This is a genomic window from Streptomyces sp. NBC_01460, assembly GCF_036227405.1.
Classification (GTDB): domain Bacteria; phylum Actinomycetota; class Actinomycetes; order Streptomycetales; family Streptomycetaceae; genus Streptomyces.
Map to the genome: position 1 here is coordinate 2,829,356 of NZ_CP109473.1, position 14,190 is coordinate 2,843,545.

At 70.8% G+C, this 14,190-nt stretch carries 11 protein-coding genes; 1 reads left to right on the plus strand and 10 read right to left on the minus strand.

The features are described 5' to 3' along the window. Positions 1-161: 161 nt before the first annotated feature. The 5 genes from OG488_RS12610 to rplU all read right to left on the minus strand — a co-directional run bounded on the left by OG488_RS12610 (position 162) and on the right by rplU (position 6,446). Entirely contained in the window at positions 162-2,267 is a 2,106-nt protein-coding gene (locus OG488_RS12610; RefSeq protein ID WP_329228797.1) for a hypothetical protein, read from the minus strand. A gap of 227 nt (positions 2,268-2,494) precedes the next feature. Further along, positions 2,495-3,994, minus strand: a complete 1,500-nt coding sequence (locus OG488_RS12615; protein ID WP_329228800.1) for a bifunctional cytidylyltransferase/SDR family oxidoreductase — start codon at positions 3,992-3,994, stop codon at positions 2,495-2,497. A 281-nt stretch (positions 3,995-4,275) separates the two neighbouring features. After that, positions 4,276-5,712 carry a GTPase ObgE gene (obgE, locus tag OG488_RS12620; protein WP_329228801.1) on the minus strand — a complete coding sequence of 479 codons (1,437 nt, stop codon included), beginning with the start codon at positions 5,710-5,712 and terminating at the stop codon, positions 4,276-4,278. Positions 5,713-5,853: 141 nt separating this feature from the next. After that, positions 5,854-6,111 (minus strand): 50S ribosomal protein L27, encoded by a 258-nt coding sequence (rpmA, locus tag OG488_RS12625; protein WP_014045902.1) that lies wholly within the window; start codon positions 6,109-6,111, stop codon positions 5,854-5,856. Between the two features lie 14 nt (positions 6,112-6,125). After that, entirely contained in the window at positions 6,126-6,446 is a 321-nt protein-coding gene (rplU, locus tag OG488_RS12630; RefSeq protein ID WP_015577124.1) for a 50S ribosomal protein L21, read from the minus strand. Between the two features lie 357 nt (positions 6,447-6,803). Here rplU and OG488_RS12635 point away from each other — a divergent pair, with 357 nt between their 5' ends. Then, a complete protein-coding gene (locus tag OG488_RS12635) occupies positions 6,804-7,415 on the plus strand; it encodes an acyltransferase (RefSeq protein WP_329228802.1) in 612 nt (203 codons plus the stop codon). A 61-nt stretch (positions 7,416-7,476) separates the two neighbouring features. Here OG488_RS12635 and OG488_RS12640 read toward each other — a convergent pair whose 3' ends face one another. The 5 genes from OG488_RS12640 to OG488_RS12660 are packed head-to-tail and all read right to left on the minus strand — an operon-like array spanning position 7,477 to position 14,083. Then, positions 7,477-8,760, minus strand: coding sequence for a nucleotide sugar dehydrogenase (locus OG488_RS12640; protein ID WP_329228804.1), 1,284 nt, complete (start codon positions 8,758-8,760; stop codon positions 7,477-7,479). Continuing rightward, positions 8,757-10,385 carry a glycosyltransferase family 2 protein gene (locus OG488_RS12645; protein WP_329228805.1) on the minus strand — a complete coding sequence of 543 codons (1,629 nt, stop codon included), beginning with the start codon at positions 10,383-10,385 and terminating at the stop codon, positions 8,757-8,759. Before OG488_RS12645 ends, OG488_RS12640 begins: the two co-directional genes overlap by 4 nt. Beyond that, positions 10,382-11,959: a glycosyltransferase family 4 protein gene (locus OG488_RS12650; protein WP_329228807.1), complete on the minus strand. Its 1,578-nt coding sequence runs from the start codon at positions 11,957-11,959 to the stop codon at positions 10,382-10,384. Before OG488_RS12650 ends, OG488_RS12645 begins: the two co-directional genes overlap by 4 nt. Continuing rightward, on the minus strand, positions 11,949-12,968 hold the full coding sequence (locus OG488_RS12655) for a Gfo/Idh/MocA family protein (protein WP_329228809.1): 1,020 nt from the start codon (positions 12,966-12,968) through the stop codon (positions 11,949-11,951). The genes OG488_RS12650 and OG488_RS12655 overlap by 11 nt, the downstream gene beginning before the upstream one ends. Then, entirely contained in the window at positions 12,965-14,083 is a 1,119-nt protein-coding gene (locus OG488_RS12660) for a DegT/DnrJ/EryC1/StrS family aminotransferase (RefSeq protein WP_329228811.1), read from the minus strand. The genes OG488_RS12655 and OG488_RS12660 overlap by 4 nt, the downstream gene beginning before the upstream one ends. Between the last annotated feature and the right edge of the window lie 107 nt (positions 14,084-14,190).

Here is a 14,190-nt window from a genome sequence, read left to right on the forward strand (position 1 = left end):
ACGTTCCCCTCCCTGAGGAGGAGACGGACGGGCCGCTGCATGGGTTGCGTCGAGAATCGGACGAATTTCGAACAACTGGGTGACGGCTGGATCACACCTGCTCGTCACCTACGCGTCCGGCCGCCTTCGTCACGTTCCGCCACCGGCCGGGCGCCCCGCGGTCAGCGGATGGCCGAGGGGCCCGCGCCGATTCCCGCGTCCTCGTCGGGCACGGTCGGCACGTCCGGGTCGACCGCCGCGTCGGCCTCGGCGATGATCTCGGCCGTGCCGTCGCCCGCGCCGCTGCTCTCGGCCTCGGCGTCGGGCAGGGGCGCGGGGGGCTGCTGTCCGCCCACGCGCTGTGCGACGCCCGCGTTGCGCACCTCGGCCTTGGCCGTGAGGGCCTGGACCGCGGCGTTGAACTGCTCCATGGAGGTCGGCTCGTCCGGGCCCAGCAGATAGGTCTTCAGCTCGTGACGTGCCTCGGCCAGCGGGTCCGCAGCCGGATCGGCGACTGCGGACAGCAGGTCGTCGATCTCCGCGGCGTCGTTGGAGAGGATGACGGCCGCCCGCACCGCGGTGTTCTGGCGCTTGAACTCCTCCGCGCCGAGCGCGGCCGAGTCGGTGACCGCGTAGGGCTTCCCGCTCGCGATGAAGTCGGACACGACGCTGGAGATGTCCGAGACCATGGCGTCGGACTGGTTGAAGCAGTCGTACAGCTTCGGCTGGGCGCCGGTCACCGTCATGTGCTCCCACCAGCCGAAGGAGCGCCAGTAGGCGTCGTTCCACTCGGCCCGCAGGGTGGAGATCTCGGCCTGGCGGGACGGGTCGGCGAGCGAGACCCGCGATTCCACCGACTCGTCGCCACCGGCGCGGGCCGGCTTCGCCAGCTCCGCCAGACGGGCCTCGATGCGGACCAGCTCCGCCTTGGCCGCGGCGTGCCCGGCGGCGGCGCCGGAGGCCTCCTTCACCCACCGGGGTTCGGCGGCACGTGCCTGCGCGGCAGTGGTGATCAGGTTCTTGATCCTCGCGTTGACGGCCTTGGCCTTGGCGCTGCGGATACCGGTGAAGGGGTGCGGCTTGTAGATGACCCGGACGGGGCTGTCCGCCTTGAGCAGCCGGCGGATGATGTTCTCGCCGGCCAGGAGCAGCGACGTGTTGCCGGGGTTGTCGTCCCAGCCCTCCCAGGTGGGGGCGTACAGCACGGTCGGGACGGGGTTCTTCGTGGTGCCGGTCGAGCTCTCGATCGGTGCCAGCTGCGGCCGCCCGACCTCGACGATGTCCTCGTCGCGGATACCGACGTCGGCGAGGGCGTAGCGGTCACGGCCCGCACGGCCGGCCGTCCACACCTCGTCGTACACCTTGGAGTACGGGTTGACGCTGGCCAGCTTGTCGCTGTCACCGTGGCCGATGAAGACGTGCTTCATGGTCGGGACGCGCAGCATGTGGATGTTCTTGCCGACGTTGGCCGGATACAGACACACACGGACGGTGGAGAGGTCCATGTTCATCAGGTGGGTGCCGGCCGGCACGCAGACCACGGGGACGGACGTGTCCGCCAGCTGCGACACCAGGTTGCGCTCACGCATGACGATCAGCGGGCGTCCCTCGACGGCCGCCATGGTGTCCAGCCACATGTTGCCCTGGTAGGCGGACTCGCTGGAGCCGGAGAAGTAGAGCACGACGGTCGGCTGGTACTCGCCCAGCCAGGTGTCCAGGGCCTTCAGCACGGCGGGGGCCGAGGGCGCCTGCCGGTTCTTGCGCAGGTACGGGACGAGCAGCGCGTTGTAGCCGAGGGCCAGCAGCAGCGTCAGGGCGGCACCGGCGTAGCCGATGACGTCCTCGCCCGTGCCCGCCGCGAGCAGGACGCCCACCACCGCGGGAAGGTCCAGGTGGAGCATCTTCTCGCTGGCCCGGTGCAGCAGCGCCCGCGGCGGGCCGTCCGGGATGCGGACGGCGTGCAGGTCCACGTTCCGGGTGACGATCGGCAGGGTGCGGCGCAGGCGGATCAGCGTCGTCAGCGCGCCGTGCGGAGCCTGCAGGCCGTAGAAGAGGAGGAAGCACGCGACAGCGGCGAAGAAGAGGGGTTCCTGCGAGAGGTCCAGCCGGGCCAGGAGCAGGATGATCATCAGCTGACGGAGCAGGAAGCGGATGGACAGTCCCGCCCGCACCTTCCCGAGCCTGTTGACCAGATAGCTGCCGCGCTGGTGCAGGTACCAGTCCGCGATGTACGTGACAGCCGTGGCCGCCGCGAAGAACCAGATATCGGGGAGAAGAGCGGCGATCATGACGCAGGGATAACCCAGCATCATCAGTATCGCTGCCGCCAGTTCTGACCGACTGCCCACACGGGCCAGGCGGATGGCTGTCGAAATCACGAAGAACCTGCTCCAGGGGGGTGCCGGTAATTTCACGTATTGGTGGAAATGTGAAGGCGCGGCTTCACGCACACGGGCCTCTGGAATCACCTTTCAGTGATTACAGAGGCCCGTAAAAGCTCAATTGTCAAGAATTATTACACATCTTCTTGACGGTCCAGCACCGAGGCCAGGGCCTGCTCGAATCCCGAGGCCTCGGTGACGTCACGCGTCGGGTCCTGCTGCCGTACGTCGATGACGTGACCCGTCATCGCGGAGAGGAGGACGTCGAGCGAGGTGCGCGCCACGGCTTCGGAGGAGAGCAGCGAGCCCTCGGGCTCCTGGCCGAACGCCTTGGTCCGCATCGGGGTCGCGGTGCGCTCCGGGTTCACGCAGTTGACCCTGACACCCTCGCCCGCCCACTCGTCGGCCAGCGCCTGGGTGAGGTTCACCATGGCGGCCTTGGTGGAGGAGTAGAGGCTGTACTCGGCACGGCCCCGCGTGTAGCTGCTGGAGGTGTACAGGAGCAACTGCCCCCGGGTCTCCGCCAGGTACTTGTACGAGGCGCGCGCGATCTGCACCGGCGCCAGGTAGTTGACGTTCAGCGCTTCCTGGATCGTCGTGTTGTCCGTCTCGGCCAGCTTGCCGATGCGCAGCACGCCCGCGGTGTTGATGACGTAGTCGATGCGGCCGGTCTCGGCGTAGGCCTTCGACAGCGCGTCGTCGATGTGCTCCGGGTTCTCCACGTGCGTACCGGTGGTGGAGCGTCCGAGCGCGTACACCGTGGCGCCGTACTGCTCGGCCAGCGTGCCGATGTCGGCACCGATGCCGTACGAACCACCGAAGACCACCAGGGTCTTGCCGGAGAGCAGCTCGCGGTAGGCGGCCTCGTCGGCCTGGCGGGGGGCGGCGGTGGAGGCCAGCTGGAAGAGCTTGTCGGTGATGAAGACGTCGACCGGCTGGGTCACCTTCATGTTGTACTCGTCGCCCGCGACCACGTAGATCGGCACGTCGGGGAGGTAGCGCAGGACGACCGAGCAGTCGTCGGTGGCCTGGAAGTTCGGGTCGCCGGCCGCGACCTCGTACGCCCTGCGGATCGTGGACAGCTTGAACGCCTGCGGGGTCTGGCCGCGGCGCAGCCGGGACCGGTCCGGGACGTCGGTGATGAACTCGCCGTCCTCGCCGTGGGTGCGGGTCACGATGATCGTGTCGGCGGAGGGAATGGCGACGTCGACCGCCTGGTAGCGGCCGAGCGCGTCGACGCAGTCCTTGATGACACGCTGCGAGAGGAGCGGGCGGACCGCGTCGTGGAAGAGGACGTTGCGGTCCTCACCCTCGGCGAGTCCCTCCCCGAGGGCGGCGATGGCGCGCTCGGTGGTCTCGTTCCGGGTGCTGCCACCCTCGATGACCTTGATGACCTTGGTCAGGCCGGCCTTGGCGACGATCTTCTCGACGTCGGGCACGAAACCCGGCGCCATCAGCACGATGACGTCGTCGATGTCCTCGGCGTTCTGGAAGATGGTCAGCGTGTGCTCGATGACGGCCTTACCGGCGATCTTCAGCAGCTGCTTGGGGATCGACAGGCCCACACGTTGGCCGGTCCCACCGGCGAGCACGACCGCTGTGGTCCGGGGCTTGGCTTCATGCGGCACAGACACAGACGACCTACCTTGCGATGACAGGGGGGAACAGTGTGATGGTCGCACTCTCCGCGACCGTCTCGCAAGGCGGACGTTTACCGGCGCTCTCCCCTGGGAAACCCGCAGTTCACCGCCTGGCCAGGCAGATTGGCCTCCGCGCGGCCCCGGTTCACGGTGACGGACTCCACAGATGTGTGACGCAATCTGCACATGAGCGCCCTCAGCAGGCTCTCCACCTGGCAGTTCACTGTGAACCGGAGGGCGCCCCCGCGGTGCGGGGACGCCCCTGCGCGCCGGCCCTAGAAGGGGTCGAACTCGTCGTACTCGCGCTGCGCGTCGTCGCGCTCGGAGTCACGCTCACGGCGGCGCTGCGCGGCGGGGCGCGGAGCCTCGAGGCGGTGGTCCTCACCGCGTCGGCCCAGCATCTCGGCGCCGGCGGCCATGGTCGGCTCCCAGTCGAAGACGACCGCGTTGTCCTCGGGGCCGATCGCCACGCCGTCACCGGCCTGGGCACCGGCCTTGCGGAGCGCGTCCTCGACGCCGAGGCGGTTGAGCCGGTCCGCGAGGTAGCCGACGGCCTCGTCGTTGTTGAAGTCGGTCTGGCGGATCCAGCGCTCGGGCTTCTCGCCGCGCACGCGGTAGATGCCGTCGTCCTCGACGGTGACGCTGAACCCGGCGTCGTCGACGGCCTTGGGGCGGATGACGACCCGGGTCGACTCCTCCTTCGGCTTGCTGGCGCGCGCCTCCGCGATGATCCCGGCGAGGGCGTAGGAGAGCTCGTTGAGGCCCTTGTGCGCGATGGCCGAGACCTCGAAGACGCGGTAGCCGCGTGCCTCCAGGTCCGGGCGGATCATGTCGGCGAGGTCCTGGCCGTCCGGGATGTCGACCTTGTTGAGGGCGACGATGCGCGGGCGGTTCTCGAGGCCGCCGTACAGCCGCAGCTCCTCCTCGATCATGTCGAGGTCCGAGACGGGGTCGCGGTCCGACTCCAGCGTCGCGGTGTCCAGGACGTGCACGAGGACCGAGCAGCGCTCGACGTGCCGCAGGAACTCGAGGCCGAGGCCCTTGCCCTGGCTGGCTCCCGGGATGAGCCCGGGGACGTCGGCGATGGTGTAGACGGTCGAGCCCGCGGTGACGACGCCCAGGTTGGGGACGAGCGTCGTGAACGGGTAGTCCGCGATCTTCGGCTTGGCCGCGGAGAGCACCGAGATCAGCGAGGACTTCCCGGCGCTCGGGTAACCGACGAGCGCGACGTCGGCGACGGTCTTGAGCTCCAGGACGATGTCCCGGCTCTCACCGGGCTCGCCGAGCAGCGCGAAGCCGGGCGCCTTGCGGCGGGCGGAGGCCAGCGCGGCGTTGCCGAGGCCGCCGCGGCCGCCCTGGCCGGCGATGAAGGTGGTGCCCTGGCCGACGAGGTCCGCGAGGACGTTGCCCGCCTTGTCGAGCACGACGGTGCCGTCCGGGACGGGCAGCACCAGGTCCTGGCCGTCCTTGCCCGAACGGTTGTCGCCCGCGCCGGGCTGGCCGTTCGTGGCCTTGCGGTGAGGGTGGTGGTGGTAGTCCAGCAGCGTGGTCACGGCCTGCTCGACGACGAGGATGACATCGCCGCCGCGCCCGCCGTTGCCACCGTCGGGGCCGCCGAGCGGCTTGAACTTCTCACGGTGCACGGAGGCCACGCCGTGGCCTCCGTTACCCGCGGCGGCATGCAGCTCGACGCGGTCCACGAAGGTGGTCATGGGTGGGTGCCTCCAGGTACTGCGGAAAAATACGGGAATGTCTCTTGACGTAACGCGCCGAGGGCGGACCCGCTTCCCCGTTTACCGGGAAAGCTGAGATCCGCCCTCGGAAGGTGCTGTGTCGTTCGGCCGTTGCCTGGATCAGGCAGCGACGGGAACGATGTTCACGACCTTGCGGCCACGGTGCGTACCGAACTCCACCGCACCGGCGGTCAGCGCGAACAGCGTGTCGTCGCCGCCACGGCCGACGCCCGTGCCCGGGTGGAAGTGGGTGCCGCGCTGGCGGACCAGGATCTCACCGGCGTTGACGGCCTGACCGCCGAAGCGCTTCACGCCGAGCCGCTGAGCATTGGAATCGCGCCCGTTCCGAGTGGACGATGCGCCCTTCTTGTGTGCCATGTCTCCTCAGTCCCTTACTTCGCAGCCGCGGGGATACCGGTGACCTTGATCGCCGTGTACTGCTGGCGGTGACCCTGGCGACGGCGGTAACCCGTCTTGTTCTTGTAGCGAAGGATGTCGATCTTCGCGCCCTTGTGGTGGTCCACGATCTCGGCCTGGACCTTGATGCCGTCCAGCACCCACGGGTCGCTGGTCACGGCGTCGCCGTCGACAACGAGCAGGGTCGAGAGCTCGACCGTGTCGCCAACCTTGGCGGTGGAAATCTTGTCAACCTCAACGATGTCGCCGACAGCAACCTTGTGCTGGCGACCACCGCTGCGCACGATGGCGTACACGCGGATCTCTCTCTCACTCGGAACGGATCCCCTGAAGCCAGCCGCCCGCGCGGGCCGGGGCCCACGACAGTCCGGAAGGATGAGCGGCCTCCCCCGGGGACGGATCACCGGGAGGGATGTGCTCAGGGGGTAGGCGCACAGAAACACGCCGAGGGTCAAGATTACGGGGCGGACCGCAGGGGGTCAAACCGGCTCTCGCCCCGCCGCCCCCACCCCGACAGGTACCGCGGACCCGCCCATCGACGGGGATTCCGTGGCACGCGGAGGAACCCGTTCCGCGCGCGGCGGGCGGTCACGGGGCGCGGGCGTCCGCGACCGTACGCTTTGCCCTGATCCGACCCCCGAAAGGTGCCTCAGGTGAACTACAGGGTCCAGCCCACCGCACAGGTCGACGAGCGTGCCGAGATCGGGGACGGCAGCAGTGTCTGGGAGCTCGCCCAGATCCGGGAGGGCGCCCGGCTCGGCGCGGGCTGCGTGGTCGGCCGCGGTGCCTACGTGGGGGCGGGCGTGCGCATCGGCGACAACGTCAAGCTCCAGAACTACGCGCTGGTGTACGAGCCGGCCGTGCTCGGTGACGGTGTCTTCGTCGGCCCCGCCGTGGTCCTCACCAATGACCGCAACCCGCGCTCGGTCGACCCGGAGGGCAGGCAGAAGCGCGGCGGCGACTGGGAGGCCGTGGGCGTGGAGGTGGCCGAGGGAGCCTCGCTCGGCGCGCGGTCCGTGTGTGTCGCACCCCTGCGGATCGGCCGCTGGGCCATGGTCGCGGCGGGTGCCGTGGTCACCGAGGACGTCCCCGACTTCGGCCTGGTCGTCGGCGTGCCGGCCCGCCGGACGGGCTGGGTGGGCCGCAGCGGGGTCAAGCTGGCCGAGCGGCCGGACGAACCGGGCGTCTGGGAGTGCCCGCGGACCGGCACGCTCCACGACGAGGCCGGCGGTGTCCTCACGGAGCGTCTCCCCCTGGCGCTCTGACGCGGGGCGCACGCGCCGCACCCCACGCCCCGGCCCGCGCGGCCCGCCTGTCCCGGACGGGTCAGCCTCCGATGACCACCCGGCGCACGCCCGCCCACCGGGCCGGGTCCGTCGTCCGGCGGCCGTCGACGAGGACGCGGACGTCCGGCAGGCTGTCCGCGGACAGCTCGCGGTACTCGGGATGGTCGGTCTGGAGGATCGCCGCGGTGACCGCCTGGTTCTCGTGCGGGACCAACCCCTGGGCCCTCAGCTCCTCGGGGCCGTACAGGGGGTCCGAGACGAACGGCACCGCGCCGCGCTCCCGGAGCGCCTCGACCACGCCGAACACACCGGAGAACGCGGTCTCCTTGACACCGCCGCGGTAGGCGGCGCCCAGCACGAGGACCCCGACGTCGTGCAGGTCGCCGTAGGCGGCGGCCAGCAGGTCGACGGCGTACCGGGGCATCTCGGCGTTGGCCTCACGGGCCGCCCGGACGACCGTCGCATCGGGGTCGTTCCACAGGTACATCCGCGGGTAGACCGGGATGCAGTGGCCGCCGACGGCGATGCCGGGACGGTGGATGTGGCTGTAGGGCTGGCTGTTGCAGGCGTCGATGACCTGTTCGACGTCGATGTCGTGCCGGTCGGCGAAGCGGGCGAACTGGTTGGCCAGGCCGATGTTGACGTCCCGGTAGGTGGTCTCGGCGAGCTTCGCCAGCTCGGACGCCTCCGCCGTACCGAGGTCCCAGACGCCGTTGGGGCGGGACAGGTCGTCACGCTCGTCGAAGTCGAGCACGGACTCGTAGAACGCGACGCCGCGCAGTGTCGACGCCTCGTCGATGCCGCCGACGAGCTTGGGGTAACGGCGCAGGTCCTCGAAGACCCGGCCGGTCAGCACCCGCTCCGGGGAGAAGACGAGGTGGAAGTCGCGCCCCGGGGTGAGGCCGGACCCCTCCGCGAGCATGGGTGCCCAGCGGTTACGGGTGGTGCCGACCGGCAGGGTGGTCTCGTAGCTGACGAGGGTGCCCGGCTTCAGGCCCGCGGCGACGGCCTTCGTCGCTGCGTCCATCCAGCCGAAGTCCGGGGTGCCCTCTCCGTCCACGAAGAGCGGGACGACGACCACGACGGCGTCGGACGCGGCGACCGCGGCCGTGGTGTCCGTCGTCGCGGAGAGCAGGTCCGCGCCGACCGCCTCCTCGAGCTTGACCCCGAGGTCGTGCTCGCCCGGGAACGGCTCGGTGGCCGCGTTCACCAGGGCGACGACTCTCTCGTCGACGTCCGCGCCGATGATCGTGTGGCCCTTGGCGGCGAACTGCACGGCGAGCGGGAGCCCGATCTTGCCCAGTGCGACTACGCAGATGTTCATCGGCTTCGCTTCCTCTTCGGTCTCAACAGCCTCCACAGCCTGGTACCCGGTCCGTCCCGGGGCTCCACCAGCGGAGCTGTCGTGATCACGAGCCGGCCCTTGGTGTTGGGTCGCGCCGCGACGCGGTAGGGGTCGGTCTCGCCCCACCGGCGGGCCAGCGGCATGGGCCGCCCCCCGGTCCGCACCGGGATCTCGTAGGTCGACCCCGCGACGTCGACGTAGACGCGGACCCCCTTCTTCGCCCGGACGGCGGGGACCGGGACGCGGGCGCACACCTGTGTGCCGGTCCCGTCCGCGGCCGGCACCGCGGTGAGGTCGCCGTCGGCCGGAGGGCGTCCGTCCTGGCCCGGCAGTCTGCGGGCGCCCGGCCGGTCCGCGCTCTGCGGCATGGCGCCCTGCACCAGGGCGACCACCGCCGAGGACACGTCCCCGGTGACCCCGAGCCGCAGTCGCACGGTGAGCCGGAGGTCCGCGCCCCGCTGCTCCCAGTCGGCCGACTCGAACTCGGTGCCCGCCGCGAGCCGGCCGGCCACGGTCTCGCCGAGGACCTCGTAGTACCGGTCGTCCAGGCCCACCGCGGGGTCCCGGAAGCCCGGGTAGGCGGCGAAGGCACGGTCGCCGTCCAGCAGGAAGGGCGGGGCTCCGTGTTCGGCCTCGTCCGTGATGGCCTTGCTGAGGGCCTCCACGGCCCCGCGCCGGGCCAGACCGAAGCGGACCCTGCGCTTCACGCCCGTGGCGTCGCGCAGCGCGTCCGTCCAGTACGCGTCGAGCAGCACGGAGAGCCCCTCGCACAGGAGCCGCCGGGTTTCGATGTCGAGGGCGGGGAAGTCCGCCAGCAGGAGCTTGGAGAGTTCCCAGGCGAAGTGGCGTGCGAAGAGGGCGTCCCGTCGCGGGCCGGGCGCGACGAGGCCCGCCGCGTGGTCCATGATCCGCGTGGTGCACCGCAGCCGCGCCAGGTGGTCGGCGCGGTAGGTGATGTTGCTCGCGTCGCCCCGCTTCACCGCGTAGTAGCAGATGTAGTCGGCGAGCACCGAGATCCTGCGGGCCCGGACACACGCCTCGATGGTGAACGGCTGGTCGCTGCCGACCGGCAGGTCCTCGGGGAAGCGCAGGTGGTGCTTCTCCACCAGTTCCCGTCTGAACAGCTTGGTGTTGGCCAGGGTGAACGGCAGGTACGAGTGGTAGAGGCTGATGTCGGGGGCGTTCTCCGCGTACAGCTTCTGGTGCACGTACCGCCCGTCGACCCCGACCATCCGGCCCGCCACGACGTCCGACTCATGGGTGTCCGCGTAGGCCACCAGCCGTTCCAGGGCCTCTTCACCGAGGTGGTCGTCGGAGCCGACGAAGTAGACGAAGCGCCCGGTGGCCCTGTCCAGCGCACGGTTGCTGGGAGCGGCCGGGCCGCCCGAGTTGGCCTGGTGCAGCACCGTCACCACGCCCGGATACCGTGCGGCGAACCGGTCGAGTTCGCCGCCGCTGCCGTCCGTGGAACCGTCGTCGACCGCGATCACCTCGAGGCGTTCCAGCCCGATGCTCTGTCCCACCAGGGAGTTCAGGCACTCCGTCAGGTACGGCATCGTGTTGTACACGGCCACGATCACGGTGACGTCGGGGCACGCGGTCATGACGTCACCGGGGCCATCCGTTCACCCGCCGGGGTGCGCACACCCTCGACGAGCCGGGAGTACACGCCGTCGAGGATCGCCGCCTGCGCCTCCCAGGTCCACTCCGTGAGCATCCCGGGCCGGTCGTAGACGTCCCGGTAACGCTGCGGGTCGGTGAGGACCGCGGTGACCGCTCGCGCGTAGTCCGCGACGTCCTCGGCCGTGAACACCTCTCCCTGGCCCGAGCCGGCGACCGTGGTGCCCATCGTCCGGACGTCGCTGACGACGAGGGGGAGCCGGGCGTGGGAGTACTCGAAGAACTTGGTGATCAGAGCGATCTCGTGGTTCGGCCAGTGGTGGATCGGGATGACGCCGACGTCCGCCGCGGCCAGGTGGCGGACGACCTGGTCGTGCGGCACGTACGGCAGGATGTGCACACGGTCGGCCACGGCGAGTGCGGCCGCCCGCGCCCTGAGCGTCTGCATGTAGGGCGAGTTGCCGCGCGGCACGACGAACGCGGCGTGGGTGCCGGGGAGTTGCGGCAGGGCTTCGATCATGATGTCGAGCCCCCGCTGCGGTGCCGCGGAACCGCTGTAGACCGCCAGCGGTACCTCGGGACCGATTCCGCACAGCTCCCGCAGGTCGGGGACCGGTTCGGCGGCCGGGTCCTCCGGGGTCAGGGCGTCGGGGGCGTTGAGCACCACCTCCGGCAGCTCGCCCAGCCCGTGGTGCTCGGCCAGCATCTGGGCGAGCGTGGCCGACACGGTCGTGACGGCGTCCGCGTACCTCGCGTGTTCCCGCTCGTGCGCGCACTGGGCCACGTGCCAGCGGGGATGGGGGTTCCAGGGCTTGATACCGGGCAGGTACTCGTGCGCGTCCCAGACGAGCCGCACGGTGCGCCCCCTGGCCTCCGCCCGCAGCTTGGCGCGCGCGCCCACACCGAGCATCCGGAAGTCGTTGGCGTGGATCAGGTCGGGTTCGAGGGAGTCGATGACCTTCCCGTAGGCGAGCTCCAGATCCCACAGCCCGGGGTCGAGCCGGCGCCAGGCGCGCTCACCCATCACCCGGACCCAGAACGCCGTGGTGAACCGGTCGAGCGGGGTGTCCATGTCCTTGCGTCGACGCTCCAGCGCGGCGGTGTGCCGGGCGCGGAGCCGGACCCACCTGCCCATCCCCCGGGACAGCAGCCGCGTCGGCAGCAGCCGCGTCCGCGCGAGGGCGGAGCCGGTCCGGCCGGTTTCGATGACCCGGAGGTTGAGCTCGGCGCGCCACGCCTTCATCCGCTGCTTGCGGTACTCGGCCAGTGGCCCCGGCGGGTAGGCGAGCGGCGCGCGGAGCACCGCCCGGCGGTACTCGTGACGGCGGCGGCTCAGCGGGGTCGGTACCGGCAGCAGACGCACCCGGGCCTCCCCGAGCCGCCAGCTCCTCGCCTTCCGGTCGGGCGACCTGCCCAGGAGCACCACGTCCCAGCCGGCCTCCGCGGCGGACCGGGCCTCCTTCTGCACCCGGGAGTCACCCTTCACGCCGTTCTCGACCAGCATGACGATCTTCCCGCGTGGACGCCGCGACTCCCCGGCCGGCCGGTCAGGCACCATGACGGACCGCCTCCTGCGCCTCGAAGACGACCGTACGGCCACTCCTGGCCGAATCGAGCAGGGAGGCGGCCACCTCCACGGTGCGCAGCCCCTGCCGCAGCGTGCAGATGTCGGAGGAGATGCCCTGCACGGCGTCCCTGAAGAGTTCGTGCTCGACGAGCAGCGGCTCGCGCTTGGGAATCGCGTAGCGGACCATGTCGCCCTCCGAGACCCCGCGGAAGGCGCGCAGGGCCTCCCACTCGGTGGCGACCGAGGCGTTCGAGTAGAACGTCAGGTCGGCGGTCAGGGTGTCGGCGACGAGGCAGCCCCGCTCGCCGGTGACCGAGGTGAACCGCTCCTTGAGCGGGCTCAGCCAGTTGACCAGGTGGTTCACCATCGTCCCGTCGGAGAGCCGGCCCACCGCGCTCACCATGTCCTCGTACGGACGGCCCGACTTCGACACGGTGTGGGCCGCGATCGACACGTAGCTCCGGCCGGTCATCCAGGCCGTCAGGTCGATGTCGTGGGTGGCCAGGTCCTTGACCACTCCCACGTCGGCGATGCGATGCGGGTAGGGGCCCTGGCGCCGGGTCACCACTTGGTAGACGTCGCCGAGTTCGCCGGCCTCCAGGCGGCCGCGGAGCGAGCGCAGCGCGGGGTTGCACCGCTCGATGTGACCGACGCCCGCCACCAGGTTCCGCGACTCGAAGGCGTGCACGAGCCGCAGGGCGCCTTCCACGGTGTCCGCGAGCGGCTTCTCGACGAGGACGCAGATCCCGGCTTCGGCGAGCCGCAGACCGACCTCCTCGTGCAGGCCGGTCGGACAGGCCACGACGGCGTAGTCGACGCCCAGGGCCAGCAGGTCCTCGACGCCGGGCAGGACGGGCACCCCCTGCGCCCAGCCGTTCTTGTCGCCCAGCGGGTCGACGACGCAGACCAGCTCGACGCCTTCCAGGGCGGCCAGCACACGGGCGTGGTGGCGGCCCATGGAACCGAGGCCGATCAGACCGGCCCGCAGTCCGGCGTTCACAGGACCACCTCCAGAGCGTTGACGGCGGCGGCCACGCGCTTCAGCTCCTCCGGCGTCAGGGACGGGTGCACGGGCAGCGAGACGACCTCTGCGGCGGCCCGCTCGGTCTCGGGGAGGTCCCAGACGCGACCGGCCTTCCGGTCCGGTTCCCGGTACGGCTTGAGCCGGTGGATAGGCGTCGGGTAGTAGACCGCGTGGCCGATCCCCGCTTCGGCGAGGGAGGCCATCGCGGCCTCCCGGGCGACGGGGACGCGCACGGTGTACTGGTGGTAGACGTGCCGCGCCCCCTCGGCGACCGGCGGCGTGGTGACGCCGGGGGCGGTGATGTGCGTGTCGAGGAAGGCGGCGTTGGCCCGGCGCTGCTCGGTCCAGGCCTCGATCCTGCCGAGCTGCACGCGGCCGACGGCGGCGGACACGTCGGTCATCCGCATGTTGGCGCCGATGATCTCGTTGGCGTAGCGCTGCTCCATGCCCTGGTTACGGAGCAGGCGCAGTGTGCGGGCCAGCCCGGCATCGGCCGTGGTGACCATGCCGCCCTCCAGGGAGTGCATGTTCTTGGTCGGGTAGAAGCTGAAGGCACCGCCCGCGCCGAACGCCCCGACCGGGGTCCCGTTCAGCGCCGCGGCGTGCGCCTGGCAGGCGTCCTCGACCACGGCGAGGCGGTGCCTTTCGGCGACGCGCATGAGCCGGTCCATGGCTGCCGGGTGGCCGTAGAGGTGCACCGGCATGACCGCCGCGGTGCGCGGCGTGATCGCGGCCTCCACCGCGGCCGGGTCGAGACCGAAGTTCCCCGGCTCGATGTCCGCGAAGACCACCTCGGCACCGGCCAGCCTCACCGCGTTGGCGGACGCCGCGAACGAGAACGAGGGGACGATCACCTCGTCGCCCCTGCCGATGCCCAGGGCGAGGAGGAGCAGGTGCAGGGCGGAGGTGCCCGAGTTGACCGCGACGCAGTGCCTCCCGTCCACCAGGCCGGAGAAGTCCTCCTCGAAGGCGGCGACCTCGGGGCCCTGCACGACGCGACCACTGCGCATCACACGGACCACGGCCGCGATCTCGGCCTCTCCGATGACGGGACTGGCTGCGGGAACCGGCTGCTCGTTGATGCTCGTCATCGACGCCCTCCTTGACGAGTGCGCCGATCGCGCGCTCCTCGCCCTGCCGTACCAGGGATGCCTCGAATCATGACACATCGGACATATATGGCGCAGGAAGGAGGCTC

Excerpts from the sequence above, each read along its gene's own strand:
- OG488_RS12645 (WP_329228805.1), bottom strand. The coding sequence starts at position 10,385 with ATGACCGCGTGCCCCGACGTCACCGTGATCGTGGCCGTGTACAACACG.
- obgE (WP_329228801.1), bottom strand. The coding sequence starts at position 5,712 with ATGACCACCTTCGTGGACCGCGTCGAGCTGCATGCCGCCGCGGGTAAC.
- rpmA (WP_014045902.1), bottom strand. The coding sequence starts at position 6,111 with ATGGCACACAAGAAGGGCGCATCGTCCACTCGGAACGGGCGCGATTCC.
- OG488_RS12660 (WP_329228811.1), bottom strand. The coding sequence starts at position 14,083 with ATGACGAGCATCAACGAGCAGCCGGTTCCCGCAGCCAGTCCCGTCATC.
- OG488_RS12640 (WP_329228804.1), bottom strand. The coding sequence starts at position 8,760 with ATGAACATCTGCGTAGTCGCACTGGGCAAGATCGGGCTCCCGCTCGCC.
- OG488_RS12610 (WP_329228797.1), bottom strand. The coding sequence starts at position 2,267 with ATGATCGCCGCTCTTCTCCCCGATATCTGGTTCTTCGCGGCGGCCACG.
- OG488_RS12650 (WP_329228807.1), bottom strand. The coding sequence starts at position 11,959 with ATGGTGCCTGACCGGCCGGCCGGGGAGTCGCGGCGTCCACGCGGGAAG.